At 33.2% G+C, this 17,013-nt stretch carries 16 protein-coding genes; all 16 read right to left on the bottom strand.

The genetic code is table 11. The annotated features are described in order from the left end of the window. Window positions 1-3: 3 nt before the first annotated feature. The 16 genes from AB8B52_RS02980 to AB8B52_RS02905 all read right to left on the bottom strand — a co-directional run bounded on the left by AB8B52_RS02980 (window position 4) and on the right by AB8B52_RS02905 (window position 17,012). Window positions 4-1,728, bottom strand: a complete 1,725-nt coding sequence (locus AB8B52_RS02980; RefSeq protein WP_406025093.1) for a carbamoyltransferase — start codon at window positions 1,726-1,728, stop codon at window positions 4-6. A gap of 71 nt (window positions 1,729-1,799) precedes the next feature. After that, complete coding sequence (locus AB8B52_RS02975) at window positions 1,800-2,762, bottom strand: hypothetical protein (protein WP_406025092.1); 963 nt, start codon at window positions 2,760-2,762, stop codon at window positions 1,800-1,802. A 7-nt stretch (window positions 2,763-2,769) separates the two neighbouring features. After that, the gene (locus tag AB8B52_RS02970) at window positions 2,770-4,230 is read right to left on the bottom strand and encodes an MBOAT family O-acyltransferase (protein ID WP_406025090.1); all 1,461 of its coding nucleotides are present in this window, start codon (window positions 4,228-4,230) and stop codon (window positions 2,770-2,772) included. A gap of 9 nt (window positions 4,231-4,239) precedes the next feature. Continuing rightward, window positions 4,240-4,872: an SIS domain-containing protein gene (locus AB8B52_RS02965; protein WP_406025088.1), complete on the bottom strand. Its 633-nt coding sequence runs from the start codon at window positions 4,870-4,872 to the stop codon at window positions 4,240-4,242. A gap of 33 nt (window positions 4,873-4,905) precedes the next feature. Beyond that, window positions 4,906-5,886, bottom strand: a complete 981-nt coding sequence (locus AB8B52_RS02960) for a GHMP kinase (protein ID WP_406025086.1) — start codon at window positions 5,884-5,886, stop codon at window positions 4,906-4,908. A gap of 2 nt (window positions 5,887-5,888) precedes the next feature. Beyond that, window positions 5,889-7,187, bottom strand: coding sequence for an HAD-IIIA family hydrolase (locus tag AB8B52_RS02955; RefSeq protein ID WP_406025084.1), 1,299 nt, complete (start codon window positions 7,185-7,187; stop codon window positions 5,889-5,891). A 3-nt stretch (window positions 7,188-7,190) separates the two neighbouring features. Further along, window positions 7,191-8,132 carry an NAD-dependent epimerase/dehydratase family protein gene (locus tag AB8B52_RS02950; RefSeq protein ID WP_406025081.1) on the bottom strand — a complete coding sequence of 314 codons (942 nt, stop codon included), beginning with the start codon at window positions 8,130-8,132 and terminating at the stop codon, window positions 7,191-7,193. Window positions 8,133-8,219: 87 nt separating this feature from the next. Further along, complete coding sequence (locus tag AB8B52_RS02945) at window positions 8,220-9,062, bottom strand: glycosyltransferase (protein WP_406025079.1); 843 nt, start codon at window positions 9,060-9,062, stop codon at window positions 8,220-8,222. Between the two features lie 12 nt (window positions 9,063-9,074). Beyond that, complete coding sequence (locus tag AB8B52_RS02940) at window positions 9,075-10,064, bottom strand: EpsG family protein (protein WP_406025077.1); 990 nt, start codon at window positions 10,062-10,064, stop codon at window positions 9,075-9,077. 77 nt (window positions 10,065-10,141) lie between these two features. Beyond that, window positions 10,142-11,155, bottom strand: a complete 1,014-nt coding sequence (locus AB8B52_RS02935; RefSeq protein WP_406025075.1) for a hypothetical protein — start codon at window positions 11,153-11,155, stop codon at window positions 10,142-10,144. 9 nt (window positions 11,156-11,164) lie between these two features. Continuing rightward, on the bottom strand, window positions 11,165-12,349 hold the full coding sequence (locus AB8B52_RS02930; RefSeq protein WP_406025073.1) for a glycosyltransferase family 4 protein: 1,185 nt from the start codon (window positions 12,347-12,349) through the stop codon (window positions 11,165-11,167). Further along, window positions 12,346-13,608, bottom strand: a complete 1,263-nt coding sequence (locus AB8B52_RS02925; protein ID WP_406025071.1) for an oligosaccharide flippase family protein — start codon at window positions 13,606-13,608, stop codon at window positions 12,346-12,348. The genes AB8B52_RS02930 and AB8B52_RS02925 overlap by 4 nt, the downstream gene beginning before the upstream one ends. Before the next feature lie 8 nt (window positions 13,609-13,616). Next, window positions 13,617-14,666 (bottom strand): pseudaminic acid synthase, encoded by a 1,050-nt coding sequence (gene pseI, locus AB8B52_RS02920; RefSeq protein ID WP_406025068.1) that lies wholly within the window; start codon window positions 14,664-14,666, stop codon window positions 13,617-13,619. Window positions 14,667-14,683: 17 nt separating this feature from the next. Then, window positions 14,684-15,634, bottom strand: a complete 951-nt coding sequence (locus tag AB8B52_RS02915) for an ATP-grasp domain-containing protein (RefSeq protein WP_406025066.1) — start codon at window positions 15,632-15,634, stop codon at window positions 14,684-14,686. Continuing rightward, window positions 15,631-16,341 carry a metallophosphoesterase family protein gene (locus AB8B52_RS02910; RefSeq protein WP_406025064.1) on the bottom strand — a complete coding sequence of 237 codons (711 nt, stop codon included), beginning with the start codon at window positions 16,339-16,341 and terminating at the stop codon, window positions 15,631-15,633. Before AB8B52_RS02910 ends, AB8B52_RS02915 begins: the two co-directional genes overlap by 4 nt. Further along, on the bottom strand, window positions 16,338-17,012 hold the full coding sequence (locus AB8B52_RS02905; RefSeq protein ID WP_406025062.1) for an SDR family NAD(P)-dependent oxidoreductase: 675 nt from the start codon (window positions 17,010-17,012) through the stop codon (window positions 16,338-16,340). The genes AB8B52_RS02910 and AB8B52_RS02905 overlap by 4 nt, the downstream gene beginning before the upstream one ends. Window position 17,013: the final 1 nt, after the last annotated feature.

Here is a 17,013-nt window from a genome sequence, read left to right as displayed (position 1 = left end):
CATCTATTTCTTTAAAAGATAATTGCCAATAATGAGCATATCTAATCCTGTAGAAAAGAAACAACGAATAGCATCTTTTGGTGACTCTACAACAGGCTCTCCTTGAATATTAAAACTGGTATTTAAAACCACTGGCACACCTGTTTTGTCTCCTAAGTTTTTAATTAAATCGTAATATCTAGGATTTAATGCACGCGTTACGGTTTGTAAACGTGCACTACCATCAACATGTGTTACCGCTGAAATGAGTTCTCGTTTATCGGCTAAAACATGACACACTTTTAACATAAACGGAGTTTCCACATCGATATCAAAATAGTCGTTTTTAGCCTCTAAAATAGTTGAAGGAGCAAACGGACGAAAGGCCTCTCTAAATTTTACCTCAGCATTAATTTTTGTTTGCATCTCCGGAAAAGTTGGGTTGGCTAAAATACTTCGGTTACCGAGAGCTCTTGGCCCAATTTCCATTTTTCCTTGAAACCAGCCAATTATTTTACCTTCTTGTAATAAAGAAGCCGCCTTTTCAGAAATATCTTCTACGTATTCATAATTTAATTTTGAACGCTTTAATACCATTTCTATCTCTGCATTGCTATAAGACGTGCCAACATATGGATCTAAGTGCACAAAATTTCTTGGTTTATTAAAAATACCATTGTACAGATAATAAGCAGCTCCTATAGCTGTTCCGTTATCTCCAGCAGCTGGCATGACGTAGATATCTTTAAATTTACTTTCACGAATAATTCTTCCATTCATAACACTATTTAGTGCTACACCACCAGAAACCACTAAATAATCTTTCTTAGTTTTTTTATATAATACATCGCAAATTTCCAATACTCGGTCTTCTAGTACTTCCTGAAAAGCCGCTGCGATATCCATATGCCGCTGCGTAAATGCTTCCTTAGGTTTTCTGCGTTCCCCAAACTTTTTATAGAATTTTGGAGATAAACGTTCTAAACTTAAGCGCTGAAAATTAAAATAAGTTAAGTCGAAATGTAATTGGCCATTGTCATCTACCCAAACGAGTTTCGCAATCTCTTTTTTATATACCTCTGGATTACCCATTGGTGCCAAACCCATTGTTTTACCTTCATCATAATAAGGTTTAAACCCACAGAAATAAGTTACAGCAACATAAAATGAACCTAAAGAATTTGGAAAGAAACTTTCTCCCAAAACCTCTAACGTATTGTCAGTCCCTTGACCCAGCCATGTGGTTGCCCATTCTCCAGAACCATCGATGCCTAATAACGCTGCCTCTTTATAAGGAGATACAAAAAACGATCCTGGTGCATGGCAATTATGATGTGGAATAAAGTGAACTTTTGGGCCTTTCTTTTTTGAAACCCAAAACGTTTTATACCATTTCCAAAAATGGCGTTGTTTTTTTAAACCGTGCCCAATTTCGTTACTCAAAAACGCTCTAAGCGTACTGATGCTATTGATATGAAATGCCCAATAAAACAATTTTTTAGACGCGTTATGCAAAGGTTTTATAGAAACCGCAATATCATCTATATCGCTATAATTCAATTTTGCAATTTCAAGACAACGTTCTATTGCTTTATGCGGAAAAGCGGCTGTGTGTTTGTCTCTATTTAAGCGTTCTTCTTCTATTGCAACGATCAATTTACCGTCCACAACGATGCATGCTGTTGAATCGTGGTAGAAGTAATTCAATCCTAGAATAATCATGGTATGATCTTTAGTTTTAGACGCCAACTCTTAGCGAAGATATGCATTTACAACATGTGATGCCAATAAGGTTAATAGTAACTTTTATTAATAGAACCTTATTTAACATCTTTATTATAAAGTAAGGTCTTAATATCTACACTCAATTTTTCTGTAAATAATTCTGATCCCTTTTTATTAAGATGCTGCGAATTGAAGAAATAAGCCTTGTTAAAAGTTAATTCGTCCTCAGAATAATCTAAAAATGGCACATCGTATTTTCTAGAGACAGCTTCTAAATAATCGAACAAAACTTGTCGGTCTAAATCGAAGGGAATAAATTCATGATATACAGGTGTGTACACTAAGAATAAGTCAATGTTTTTACGTTTACATTCTATGATGTACTCCTCAAATAAATCGCATGTGGATTTAGCAATAGTGCTGTTTATACCGTTTTTATTCGTTTCTTTAAACTTATCGAAAGAACCATCCCAGGTTAGATCCTTTTGTATGTATCCTTTTTCTAAATTAGATGTTGCTATATGAACATTAACCGAAGAAAATATACCGTCTATAACTTCTAATGGCTTACCCGAATATTTAAACAGCGGTAAATTATAATCAATGAATGAAAATCCTTCATATTTTTTTGTCGTTTCCTTAACTTCATCAATACCTAAGTAAGGTGCAAAACGTATGTAATTGTATAATTCTCCTTCCGCTTTACGTAGCGAAGCAAAATCCATGGTTTGAATTATTATTTTAGGAACCGTATTCTTTTCCTCATAAAGATCGTATTGCAATTTTTGAATCACAAAATCATTGCCATCAATACCAAGATTATATGAATTTACATTTAAAACAGAATCGATAATCCTCGGTGACAACTGCAGATACGACTTAGAATTTCCGTTAATAATAAGATCTGCGTTGATACTGCCTGCATGAAGTCTTGTAATTTTATCAAAAATAACCATATTACTCTTTCGTAGTCCACTGGTTATGGCTTGGTCTAAAACCAAAAACAGCGCTAATAAAATGAGCCCTAGAATTATAATATTTATTAAAAACTTTTTCATTTGTTATCTAAAATTGAAAATAAATAAATTCTTGAGAACTACCAGACAAAACGACGATAGCTAAAACAACGACTGCGTATACAGACCATCTTAGTGCTTTAGATTTTTTATGGCTTAAATATGATAACGCATGCTGACCTTCTCTACCCATCCACTCCACAATTAAAAAGATAATAATTGAAGCTAGCGTTATAAAACACTCAAATTTAACACGAGATGAATTACTAAAATGAGGGACTTCAAAAATAGAGGATGAGAAAATAGTAGACATATAATCAACAGCATGTGTCATATTTTCCGCCCTAAAAAATATCCATGATAAAACAGTTAAGCTAAACGTTAGTAAAACTTGAGCGAACTCTTTTATACTAGGAAAAAAACGTCCTTGTGCTACCACATCTAAATTATTCCTGTTATTTTTTGTGAGCAATAATGGTAAAAAATAGATGGCATTTAAAGCTCCCCAGACTATAAATGTCCAATTAGCACCATGCCAAAAACCACTCACAATAAAAATGATAAATGTGTTTCTAATCTTCATCCATAAACCACCACGACTGCCTCCTAAGGGTATATACAAATAATCTCTAAACCAAGTAGATAACGAAATGTGCCATCGTCTCCAAAATTCTGCAATATCTCTAGAAAAATAGGGGAAGTTGAAATTCTGCATTAAATCAAAGCCAAAAAGCCTTGAGGTACCAATAGCAATATCAGAATAGCCTGAAAAATCCCCATAAATTTGAAACGTAAAAAATAAAGCACCTAATACCAGTGTACTCCCTGAAAAATCTGCGGAATCATTAAAAATTAAATTGGCATATTCTGCACAATTATCTGCAATGACCATCTTTTTGAAAAGTCCCCAAAGAATTTGCCGCATACCATCCGTAGCCAGCTGATAATTAAACGTGCGTTTTTTATAAAACTGCGGTAGTAAATGCTTAGCACGCTCAATAGGACCAGCTACCAATTGTGGAAAAAAACTAACGAAAGCAGCAAAGGCAACGACATCTTTAGTCGGCTCTAATTTTTGCTTGTAAACATCTATGGTATAACTCAATGTTTGAAACGTATAAAAACTGATACCAACAGGCAAAATAATATTAAGCGTATTGGCTTGAATTTCTGTTCCAAAAAATGAAAATGCAGAAGTAAAATTATCTAAAAAGAAATTATAGTATTTAAAAAAACCTAGAAATCCTAAGTTAACTAAAATGCTCGTCCATAATAACACCTTACGTTTAGATCCCTTCTTTTCTTTAGAAAGTGCCAAACCAACAACGTAATCTACTAAAGTACTAAATAAAATAAGTGATAGAAATCTCCAATCCCACCAACCATAGAAAACATAACTTGCTACTACAATTAACGCGTTTTGTAGCTTCAAGTTTTTATTTGCAACAAACCAGTAGAGCATAAAAACTATTGGTAAGAAAACCGCAAAATCAATGGAATTAAAGATCATATAGGGAGTCTATACTTTTACGTTTGTTCTAAGAATTGCTTTTCTTTTATTTTGTATTTTTCTCACCAAATCTTCTTTACGGCTTGCTAATTCTGTTGTTAGTATTTTCATCAGTATATGTACCATACTCATATGAATATCCTCTGAAATCTGCATGTCATTGATATTAGCATTTACAGTATGATGTGCTAGTTCTTTTAATTGACCTCCGTCAAAACCTGTCCAACCAATGGTTTGTCCACCGTTTTGGTTCACAAATTCAATAGCTTCAATAACATTTCTAGAATTACCGCTTCCGGAAATACCAATAATAACATCACCTGCATTGAAAAAATTCTTTAATTGTTCAACAAACACAAAATCATAACCTACGTCGTTAGCATAAGCAGTAATGGTTCCTAAATTATCGGTTAGTGGTATAATTTTAAATCGTTTTTCTAAGCCGTAACTCACTCCTTTATTGATGTCGCAGGCAAAATGAGATGCCGTTGCAGCGCTGCCACCATTACCACAAATAAAAATGTTGTTTCCATTTTCATAAGCTTCTAATAAAACGTTTGCACAATTCTCAATATCCCTTACATTGAGCTTGTTTAGTGTCATCGTTAGGTTTTCGATGTACTGGTTAATTTGGTTTTTCATGTTACATAAATTTTGAGTTATTAATAGCAATACTTATCTGTTGTAATGAATGACTTTTGTCCCTTCAAAATTGAATTTGAATTCGATCTCCTCTAGGTCCTTCATTGCATTTTTTACGTTTTGTTGATGTTCTTCTTTTACATAGAATAACAAAAATCCGCCTCCGCCTGCTCCTAACAGTTTCCCTCCAGTGGCTCCGTTTTTTATGCCTATGTTATAATAATGGTCTATTCTTTCATTAGATATTTTTGCAGCGAGTTCCTTTTTATACATCCAACCAGAATGTAATATGTCTCCCATAGCATCAATATTTCCTTTTTGCAATTCTCTTTTTAAATCTACAGAAAGTGCTACCATTTTATGCAAAGAATTCACCTTCTCTTGATCCTTTATAGTATTCTTTTTTTGCTCAATTAAAATTTCACTTGCCGACCTTGTTGTCCCTAAATAGAACAATAACAAATTATCTTCGAGTTGTTTAATTTTTTCTTGTTTCAAAATGACTTTTTCAACTGCAACGGTATCATCTTGATTAAATTTGATAAAATTTAATCCACCAATAGCACAGGCATATTGATCTTGTTTACCGATAGGTTCTTTTAGCTTATCTATCTCAACCTCACAAGCATATTTGGCAATATCCTCTAAAGACATGAAATTATTGTTATATGTGCTACAAAGTGTCGTTAAACCTGCTGCAAAGGATGAAGAAGAGCCTAAACCAGTACCAGATGGAATGTCTGCACTAGAATTAAAGTCTACACCAGAAATATTATAGTCTTTAAAAACTTGTTTGATGATTCTATGTTTTATATCGTCAACATTATCTACAAGCTCATTTTGAGAATACTTTAATAAATACTTATTGCCATGAAAATAAGGATGCATGGATAAATAAATGTATTTATTAATGGCAACACTTAATACAGAACCACCATGATTTAAATAATACTCTTTTAAATCGCTGCCTCCTCCTGCAAAACTTATCCGTAATGGTGTTCTTGTTATAATCATATTTAGTTCTTTGTTAGGATGTGATTTGTAGCCTCGTTGAGATTGTTAAACATATAATCTGGTTCTAAGTCACTAAATCGGTGCTTGTCATTTCCAGCATGGCCTGTTTTAAGCAAAATGGTATTGGTATTTGCGCTTTTACCAGCTTTAATATCTGTATATCTATCTCCTATAAACCAAGATGTATTTAAGTCTATATTATATTTTTCTGAAGCCTCTATAAGCATGCCTGGTTGTGGCTTGCGACAAGCGCATTCCATTTTTAAGGCTTTTACTTCTCCTTCAAAACCAGTTTCAGGATGATGAGGACAATAGAATAAATCATCTAAAAAGGCTCCTTCGTTTCCTAAAAGCGTATCCATTTTTTTATGAATCAGCTCTAACTCACTTAGGGTAATAAAACCTTTTGCAATAACTGGTTGGTTTGTAATGACAATGACGATATAATCTGATTTGTTAAGATTTTTAATCGCATCAATTACTCCTTCAATAAGTTCGAAATCGTCAATATGCCGAAGCTGATCGACTTCTTTATTAATGACTCCATCACGGTCTAGAAATACCGCTTTTTGTTTATGGCTTCTATTTAATCTGGCTACTTTTCCACTTACTAAATCCCCTTCCACTTTTGTAAAGCGCTTTGGTGTGCCCATATCCTTGATGTATTCTGTGGTTTTGTAAGCGTATAAGTTTTCCGATTTTATAACTTCTGGAAAAATGTGTTTTCCAAAATCAGTTGCTTCATCTTGTACAATGTAATTAAACACCTTTGGCGATAAAATGTACAAAGCCGCATTGACCATATTTGAATAATGCCAACCAGATTTATGTGGTTTAGACAAGAATGCTGTGACTTTATTACTGTCGTTGATTTCTATTAAATCACTATCGTAAGGATGATCGTTTGGATGGACCAAAAGGCTACCAACGGACTCTGAGTTTTCAGTATCGAAAGCGATAAATTTTTCTAAGTCAATATCCATTATCGTATCTCCATAAAACACCATAAATCGCTCATTTAAAACAGTTTCTAATTGTTTTACAGCTCCAGCTGTGCTCAATGGTTTATCCTCTATAACATGTGTGATATTGACACTAAATTTGCTTCCATCACCAAAATAATCGATAATCACTTGAGACAAATGACCAGAAAGCATGTAAATATCGGTAAGACCATAGCGTTTTGCAAGATCTACTTGGTGCTCTAATAATGGTTTTCCATTAATAACCACCATAGGTTTAGGAATCTCTTTGAGCCCTAATCTTGTGCCTTTTCCTCCTGCGATTATTACTAATTTCATGGTCTATTTAAAATCTAGGGTTAGAATGTATTGAATCGCCTTTCTTACAGCTTCGTTTGATGTTGTTGCGGCTTTCCATCCCAACGTGTTTATTTTAGTGAGATCGTAATTAAATTCTGGTACGTCGCCAATCCAGCCTCTATTTCCGCCTGTATAACGAATACTTGCCTCTAGTTTCATTTCTTCTATAACAAGCGCAGCGATATCTTTTACTTTGGTTCTGGAATTCACTCCAAGGTTGTAAATATTGATATTATCTGAAGTGTTATGCCAAACAAATAGAATCGCTTCAACAAGATCTTTCACATATAAATAAGGCTTGTACTGTTCTCCATCTCCTAAAACTTCGAGTTCCTTGTTGTTTTTATTGAGCTTTTTAATAAAATCGAAAATGACACCATGTGTTGCGCGTTCTCCTACCACGTTTGGAAATCTGACAATCCAAGCTTTAATACCATAATTTTCAACAAATGACGATATAAAAGCTTCACTCGCTAATTTACCAGCTCCGTAATGCGATACTGGTTTTAATGGCCCATAACCTTCGTGTAAAACATCTGCTGTATCTCCATAAATTGCAGACGTTGATGAAAATATAATCTCTTTGGTTTTGTGTTTTTTCATCATCTCTAAAACCTTGTACGTTGTCATAAACGTATGGTCTTTATCCACATTTGGATTGTCATGGCTTACTGCGATATCTGAATTTGCAGCTAAGTGAATAACGATATCAAAGTTTCCTTCGGTGAAAATAACATCGAGATAATCTGACAATAAATCTTCTTTTATAAACTTAAAGTTTTTATGGTGTAAGAGATGTTCAATATTATTCATTCGGCCTAATGACAAATTATCAATAACCGTAATTTTATTATCATTAATTAGGGCATCACAAAGGTGACTTCCTATAAAACCGGCTCCACCAGTTACTAATATTGATTTCATTTGTTTTTATTTATTATTTTTCAATAAGCATGGTATTCACTATCAATAATTTCTTTGATAATAACTTAAACTTGCTCATTTCACTTTCTAATTATTTGTTTCAATTTTTATTTCCTTTTTCCCTTTTAAACCACTTAATAGTTTACTACCAGCTAATTGTGATCTTGTTTGTACTGAAAGCATGGAAAACACTTTAAATGCCATAATACTGACACTTGCATAGATAGGATTCCATAAATATGGTACGTGTTTAAATCTTGCTTTAAAATTAAATTTCCAATGCAGTTCGTTTCGCGATTCTTCAATATCTAGTACTCTATAATTCACTAAATGTTCATCTATATTTGCAAAGAGACATTTGTTTCTTATTAATCTTAGCCAGAGTTCTAAATCTTCAGAACAGGTGAATTCTTCATTGTAAGCTCCAAATTTTTGCAAGACTTCCATTCTTAACATTATAGAGGGATGCGCCACACCTGTGGTAAACAAAAATGACTTTTTAATCCCTTTATGATCCGTTTTATATTTTCGTTTTGAAATGACATTATTATACTTGTCTATTAAAGTAAGGTTAGTCCCTAGCACATCTATATTTGGGTGCGCTTCTAAATATTTTACTTGTTTTTCAAACCTACTGAGCTCGCAAAAATCGTCACTGTCAATTCTTGCCATGTACTTACCAGTGGCGTATGAAATTCCTATATTTAAAGATTTTACAAACCCCATTTTTTCTTTATTCGCTATAATTTTAACCCGATCATCTTTAGATGTATGTGTTGTGATGAACTCTAAATTGACATCTCCAGGTTCAAAAACTAAGATTAACTCAAACGCTTTATAGGTTTGGTTTAAAACACTATCTATGCACTTGATAAAATTATCTTTATCCTCGTTATAGGTGGTCATTATTACACTAATCACTGGGCTCATATGCATTGGTCTTTAATTAAATATGGTTTGATAAGGGTAACCACCATGCGTGCCTAGCTCCAGAAAGATTTCAAGTTCAAAAAACAATAAAGCAGCTGCTAAAACACCAAGCTTTAAGGTTAAGTTTGTTTCATTTTTTATGTAAATAGGAAGCACTAAAACTTTGAGATAAACCAAGTAAAATGCCACTCTTGTAATGATGTGAAAATCTAAAGTGATTAAAAAGAAAACCGTACCGAAGAGGTAAATATTTGTTAATAATGGTCTATTAATTTTACTCTGGTTAATCGCTGTGTAGAGTCCGAAAACAACCCAAAACATAACAGCCAAACCGCTTCCCAATTTTTCAATAGCAACAACGTGTTTTGAATCGCCACCAAAACGTTCGCCATAAAAAGGAATAATAGAAATTAGGTTACCTAATATGTTTTGAAAAAGTCCTCTAGAATAAAACAAGAAACTCACTATAATCGCTGCACACCAAAGCCAGGATGGTAATGGTTTTCTGTACATAAAATAAACTGGCAACATTATTAAGGCGGAATAATGAAAGAGTACTCCTGCAGTAATCATTACAAAAGCATACTTGTAAATTTCACGCTTCTCTATAAATTGAATAGCGTATAAGAAAACTGCAATAGCAATTCCTTGCCTTACTTGGTCATTGATGAGAAAGATAAGCTCAAAAGCAAACACAAAGAAGATGCCTAATGCCAAAACCTTTTCTCTAATAAAGGTTATAAACAAAAAGGAAAACACAATAAAGCTAGAAACAAGCATAACGTATTTATAACCATCACTATAGCCTGAGAACAATTCATTTAGGAGATAAAAACCATATTCTAAGCGTGTATCTACACCGTTTCTGATGGTGCTAAAAAGATATGTATACGCTTCGTAGTCATTGCCTACATAATGCCTTAAGCCCACAAAAAGAAACACCACAAGAAATGATGCCACAATTAAAATGTGGTTACTATTTGATTTTATTCTCTCGCTCATAGCTGCGAAAAAAACACCAAATAGTAATGCTAAATTATATGCAATAAATGTAAAGCTCACCTATAAAATCTTCATGTTTAACGGGTTATAAAATCTTCAATTTGTTGTGGACTTTTTAATTCATCTAGTCCCCAATATTTGGTAACTACTTCCATTTGTTTATCTGTTATGGTCGCAGTATCTGTGCTAAATACTTTTAAAATTTCTTCTGTTTCAGCGTTCATCGTATCATTGTCCTTATTGTTTCTTTGATCAAATGCTCGGTTATCATTTTTATTAATGTTATAATCTATAGTTTGACCAATTATCATCTGTGGCTTTCCTAAAAATGTGATGTATCCAATATGCGTTCCTGCGCTATTTGAAATCGCATAATCAGACAACTTAATTATTGATTTTAAGCGCGATAAAAAATTAATATCGTGCACATGGCCTGCGGACACTATACGATACCCTTTATTTACGTATGATGCTACAAGGTCTTCGTTTAGCGCATCTCTCCAATAAAGGCAAACCAGTACAGTATCAAAATCTTGCTTTTTAGATTCTATATCATTAATTAATTCATCATTGTTAAAAGCGGTTTCAATATTCTTTATAGAGTGTGACGGAAATATGATAAGTGTTTTTCCTAGGCTTTGTTTCACCTTTTTAAAATCATCCGCAGATAATAAATCGTCTGCATAATTGATATAAGGCCCTATTTTTAAAACAGGTTTAGAAGTGACGTTGTTAATGTAGTTTTCTCGCGTTGCACTTAAGGTAATAATGTTGGCTGTGTTCCATTTAATAGCGTCTTGTTTCACCAAAGAGCCTAAAACTAAACCGTGTTCTATGTATGCATTAAGCGCTAAATTTTTCCTCATATATTTTTGTAACCAATAGCTTAAGCCATAAAAATTATTATCAATAACAAGGTCTGTTGGGTACAAAGGCAACTCTGCTATGACACTTTTATAATCGAAAATTGAAAGTTGACGTCGTCTTAAAAACTCATCCTTAGATTTACCATTTAGCAAGCGTAACACCCACACATAAAATAGATTTATGGGCTTACTTGATATGATGATTTTTTTAATTAGTTCTTTCATCAATTTTCGTTAATTAAGACTTGAAAATAAGTTCGCGTAATTGCGAAACATTGCGTCTTGGGTAAATTTTTTCTCGTACATTTTTAATGAGTTTTTACCCATCTCATCTAAATTATATTGACTTAAATTTTTAAATACTTGATACACGGCTTCTTCATTTGGCTCAATTAAAAAGCCATTATATTCGTTTTCTACCATTTCTGGAATGCCACCAACATTGGTTGAAATAATTGATAATCCCATTCGTAATGCTTCAATAATGGCTACAGGCAAACCTTCGTCATGGCTTGTAAGCATAAATCCGTTAGATTGCATTAAATAACTTGTAACATCGTTTACAAAGCCTTCAAAAAATATCTGCGTATCTAGATTATTATTCTTTACTAAATTTTCTAATCTGGCTTTTTCAGCTCCATCTCCTAAAAATGTGATGTTAAACTGTAGTTGTTCTTCCTTCGATAAACGATTAAACGCTCTTATAATAAGTTCTTGTCCCTTGCGCTTTGTTATAGAACCAGCACAATAAAAAGTGTATTTGGCAGGTAAAACGTTATGCTGATCTGCTGGTTTAATATCTGGCGTATTTCCGATACCATTATAAACATAGAATAACTTGTTTTGATCATAATCTAAATTAAGACGACCAAAACGTTCCATCGCATTTTTAGCAACAAAACCTAAGCGATCTATGCTAGCAATGACTTCTTTTTCAACCTCAACTAAATATTTGTAATAAGCTGTTTTTGCTAATTTTGGATAATAAATATGTAGCATTTTAAAACTGTCTCCATTAGAATGCATCACAAGCACCACTTTTGCTTTTGTGTTTTTTCGTTTTTGTAAATAGTGATAACAAGTTGATAACTCATGAAAGAAAAGTACATCTGCATCTGCTTGTGTTGACAAATAATAATCCACAATAGCTTCTTTCTTTTTCTCTGCTGATTTTAAATATTTTACGGTGAAATAGCTTGAATATGGAATCAGCTTTTTTAGAAAAATCTTTAAACTTTTCTTGGATGATTTTTTACTGAGATCCACATCTTTTTCATGAAACAAATCTGAACTGATTACAGAAAGATCAATGGATTGACTTTTAAAATAAGCGTCACTGTCTAAAAACGCACGCACCACTCTGCTGTCTCCATTTGGAGATGACAATCTTGGCGCAAATACTAAATCCACTTTCTTCATGATATCGGTTTAATTTGGGAATACACATTTTTTTTAACGTAGTAATACGACAACACAGAAGTGGCTAACTCAGAAACCAAAACAGCGACACAAATGCCATATAAATACCAAATATCAAAAAGGTACATGATTAGAATAAAAATGCCATAAACAATACCTGAACCGACAATAGCACGAGTGAAATACGTTTTAAGGTCAAACGCTAGTAAGGTTTGAACCGCATATGTATTATTTATAACTACAGGAATCACAGTAAATGATAAAATAACCAAAGCCGTTGCTGCCATCGGAATATCTTTACCGCTAATAAATTTAACAATGTAAGGAGCCGTTGGAATAACGATTAAAAGCAGTACTGCTTGTATGGCAAGATTGAGTTTGAAAATTTTTTGAATAAAACTCAAACTTTTTTCTTTCACAATTTTTGGAAAAACCGTCTGACTAATGAGCCCTATTGGGACTTTCATTAAACTCGTAATTTTTTCAGCGACATCGTAATAGGCAACAGCTTCAACACCAATAAATGGACCAATGATAATCTTATTCATCTTAACATACAGTTGCGACAGGTTAGAAAGAAATATTGGAGAGCTCTCTTTGAAATAGAATTTAAGTGTTGATACACTAGGAATAAAAAATTTCACTTTGTCTTTTTTGAAGATAATCATCATGGATATTAATCCCGAAAAAAGAGCTCCAATGCCATTGATAACAGGTACTAAAATATAATCTGATTGTTGTCGGATAAGCACAAAGATTAAAACCAAAAAGATTAATCGACTGCCAAGATTAATCAGCGTGATGTACTTCATTTTTTCTAAACCTTGAAAATACCAAATCGGAAAAATAAACTCATACAAGCAAAACCACATACTCAAGAAATACAACAATTTGTAATCACTAAAAAACGGTATGGTATAGATTAAAATTGTAATAATAAAAAGTGATACTATAAACAGCAGACCTTTTAAAATAAAGACACTGCTTACAATCTCTGATATTTTTGAAGGATTATCTCTATGAACACTGATATCTTTAGTTGCTGAAATATTAAACCCAAAACTGACCAAAATACCCAAATAAAGAACCACAGCTTGCGCATACACTACAACTCCCCAAGTTGTGTCACCGAGAACACCAAACAAATGCGGCAATGTAACTATAGGCACAAGTAATGTTATCATCTGCAAAACCGCCAAATAGGAGAAGTTGCTGACCAATACTTTGTACTTAATTAAGAGTTCCTTTAGTTGATTCATTTCTTGTTTTAGTCGTTATTTTTAATAAACGACATCTGCAATGCAGTTCCTTTTTCGAGATTAGTATTTACTTTTTTATTTAAAATAGCTTTGTAATGTTTTGGGTGCATTCCAAATCCTGGTCTTACGGAACGCACATTCTTTTCGGTTAATAATTCTCCTGCTTTTATATCTTCAACTACATATAAAGAGCGACTAAAATCTCTGCTTTTACGTTGCTTTTCGGTTAAGGTATAATCCACAATACCAATAGCACTTTCTGCTTCTCTCACAGCTTTTACCATCGCTGTAAATTCTTCTTCATCCATTGAAAATGAAGCATCTGCACCACCAACAGCATGATCTAGAATAAAATGTTTTTCAATGATTTTTGCACCCATTACCGTTGCAACTACTGGTACTGTGCTTCCCATAGTATGGTCTGATAATCCACTAATAACTCCATAGCGCTCTGCCAAATCTTTAACCATACACATATTAGCTTCGTCGATTGGAGCCGGATAGCTCGATGTACATTTTAATAAAGCAATATCCGTATTACCCATTCTTTTGCAAGCTTCTAGAGCTAATTCTATATCTTCTTCTTGTGCAATACCTGTAGAAATTATCACTGGTTTTCCTTTAGAAGCGATTAATTCTATTAGTGGAATATCTGTGATTTCAAAGGATGCTATTTTGTAAGCAGGTACATTTAAAGTTTCTAAAAACTCTACTGAAGTCGGGTCAAAAGGTGAAGAAAAACAAATTAAACCTTCTTGCTTGGCCACCTCCATAATCTCTTTGTGCCACTCCCAAGGTAAATGCGTTGTTTTATATAAATCGTGCAAATATTGGCCATCCCAAAGTGTGCCTTGTGTAATTTTAAAATCTTCGTTTTTAGAATCTAAGGTGATGGTGTCTGCTGTAAATGTTTGTAGTTTAATACAATTGGCACCTGCACGTTTTGCAGCTCTCACTGTTTCAATCGCCGTAGCAATACTCCCATTATGATTGGCAGACAATTCTGCAATAATGAATACTGGTGAATTTTTATCAATTGTATAGTTTTCTATTTTCATGTGTGTCTTATTCCTGCTTATTTTGTGTATTCTTCATAGCCTTTGTAGAATTTTTTGCCAATAACGTTTTGTCTGTTATCTGATAATTCTAATCCCAATGCATCTTCTATTGACCATATTAAATCTTCAAAACCAAAAAGGTGTCGGTACAACACGGTACTTGAAAACCTTGGGTTAATTTCGAAAATTTTAGGAGTGTTATCTTTTAATCTGAGTTGTACATTAACACTTCCAACTAAATTGAGTTTCACTGCTAACTTTTCTATCAATGCTGTGATAATTTCATGTTCCACTACTTCTCCATAACCACTATAACCTCCGTGAAGTTCTCTTTTAAAAATTTGAGATCTTATTTCGCCTTTACTACTTCTATAGAGTCCACAAGTAAATTCTCCATGTTTATCTGTGACATATTCTTGTACAACATAATCCTCAATATTAGTTCTGGTATAAAAGAAAAACTCATCCATCGTATTAATTTTATAGATGTCCTTGCTTCCAGATCCTGTTTTAGATTTTAAAATGATAGGAAATACTTCTATCGTTTCTATAGCCTTTGCCAAAGTCGTTTTTGGAAAAGGAAAACCTTCTATTCTTAAAAATTCAGCTGTTTTATATTTATCAAAACCGATTTCTAAAACTTGTGAAGAAGCCGTTATTAATTTTGCATTACCAATTTTTTCTTGAATATTATTTTCAGAAAAATAGCGTAATTCAGGTTCTGCGATTGGTATAACGATGTCAATGTTATGGTCCTTTATAAATGTCTTTAATTCGTTTAAATGCGCTGCATCATCTACACGTAAACCCACTGAAAAATTAGGGTAAATGAACTGTGCTGCATTTTTATCGGAAATATCGATGCCGTACAAATTTTTAACATAGGGTGATTTTAGTAATATCTTACCAAGGCTTTGTCCTATATCTCCTCCGCAACCTGTAACGAGTATGTTCAACGCTTTATTCATGACTGATTAGTTTCTCTTGTTAAAACTTTGGTTAAATACGTGATGTCTCTATCTTTTTGAGCAATTTCATTTAATAAGTTTTCAACATTGTAATCTGTTGAAAGCATCTGAAAACATCGGTTTTCAGTATTAATTATGCACCAAGATGCTTTTCCTCCTGTTTGTCTGGATTGCCCAACGGAACCTGGATTTATAAGCACACTATTCTTGTTTTTAATGGCAAACGCATAATGCGAATGGCCTATCAACACAAAATCGTGTGTTGTTGAATCACACTTGTTAATAATGTCTTGATCACAATCTGGATAGATATAAAAATCATTAGACCATGGACTGCCGTGAGACATTACTATTGAAACCTTATTTAATTGAACTGATTTTGTTTCAGGTAAATCCTTTAAAAAATCGAGCTGTTTTTGAGACAACTTATTGATAGCTTCTTGATGACCACTGCCATACTTTAATCGAATAGACTCAGCAATTTCAGGATTAGCCATTATATCTTCTAAAATGTATTCGTGGTTTCCTTTTATAAAATGGCAATGCCATTCAGAAAGTGCCTTCAAGATTTTGTCAGGATGGTAATAATAGCCCACGATATCTCCGAGTACTAGCAACTGCTCCACACCTTCAATCTTCGCCTGTTTTAAGACTTCGACCAAAGCATCATAATTGCCATGAATATCAGATATGACTGCTATTTTCATCCGTTTATTTTAATTGTTTCTAAAATGTCTTTTGCAACATCAATAGGTTGTTTTAATTGGTTTTCTTTTTGTAAATCTTTAAAATTTTCAACATCTGGAAAATCACTCTGTCGTAAACTTTTTTGCATACCTGTGTCCATTACTCCAGGATTTATATTAAAAAATCGATGTTGTTGATATTCACTTTCGGCCACATTAAAAAACATTTCAACAAACGCTTTCGATGCACAATACAAGGACCAGTTACTAATAGCACGTTTTGCCGCTCCCGAACTTATATTTACAAACGTTAATGAATTTGTATTATAATTTTTTAATAGATAATTTGTAATTACCATGGTTGATTTCACATTAACAGCAAGCGTTTTATCCATGGCACTTTCATCCAAATTCTCAATGCTAACAACAGGTTCTATAATGCTAGCGTTATTGATAAAATAGACTGATTCATCAGTAATTAAACCTTTTAAAGCTTCGAGTTTAAGACTTACATTATCTTGTGATAAATCCATTTCTAAAAAATGAAAACGTTTTGAACTGTATGCTTTTTGGTTCTCACTTAGACTTCGTGATAGAGATATGATAAAGCAAGTATCATCCTTAATTAAAACATCAACGAATGCTTCACCTAAACCTCTATTTGCTCCTGTTATGATGATTGTGTTCTTCATT

It is taken from the genome of Winogradskyella sp. (genome assembly GCF_045105575.1).
Classification (GTDB): Bacteria; Bacteroidota; Bacteroidia; order Flavobacteriales; family Flavobacteriaceae; genus Winogradskyella.
The sequence above is the reverse complement of the archived record's forward strand: the minus strand, read 5'-3'. Positions and strand labels throughout refer to the sequence as shown.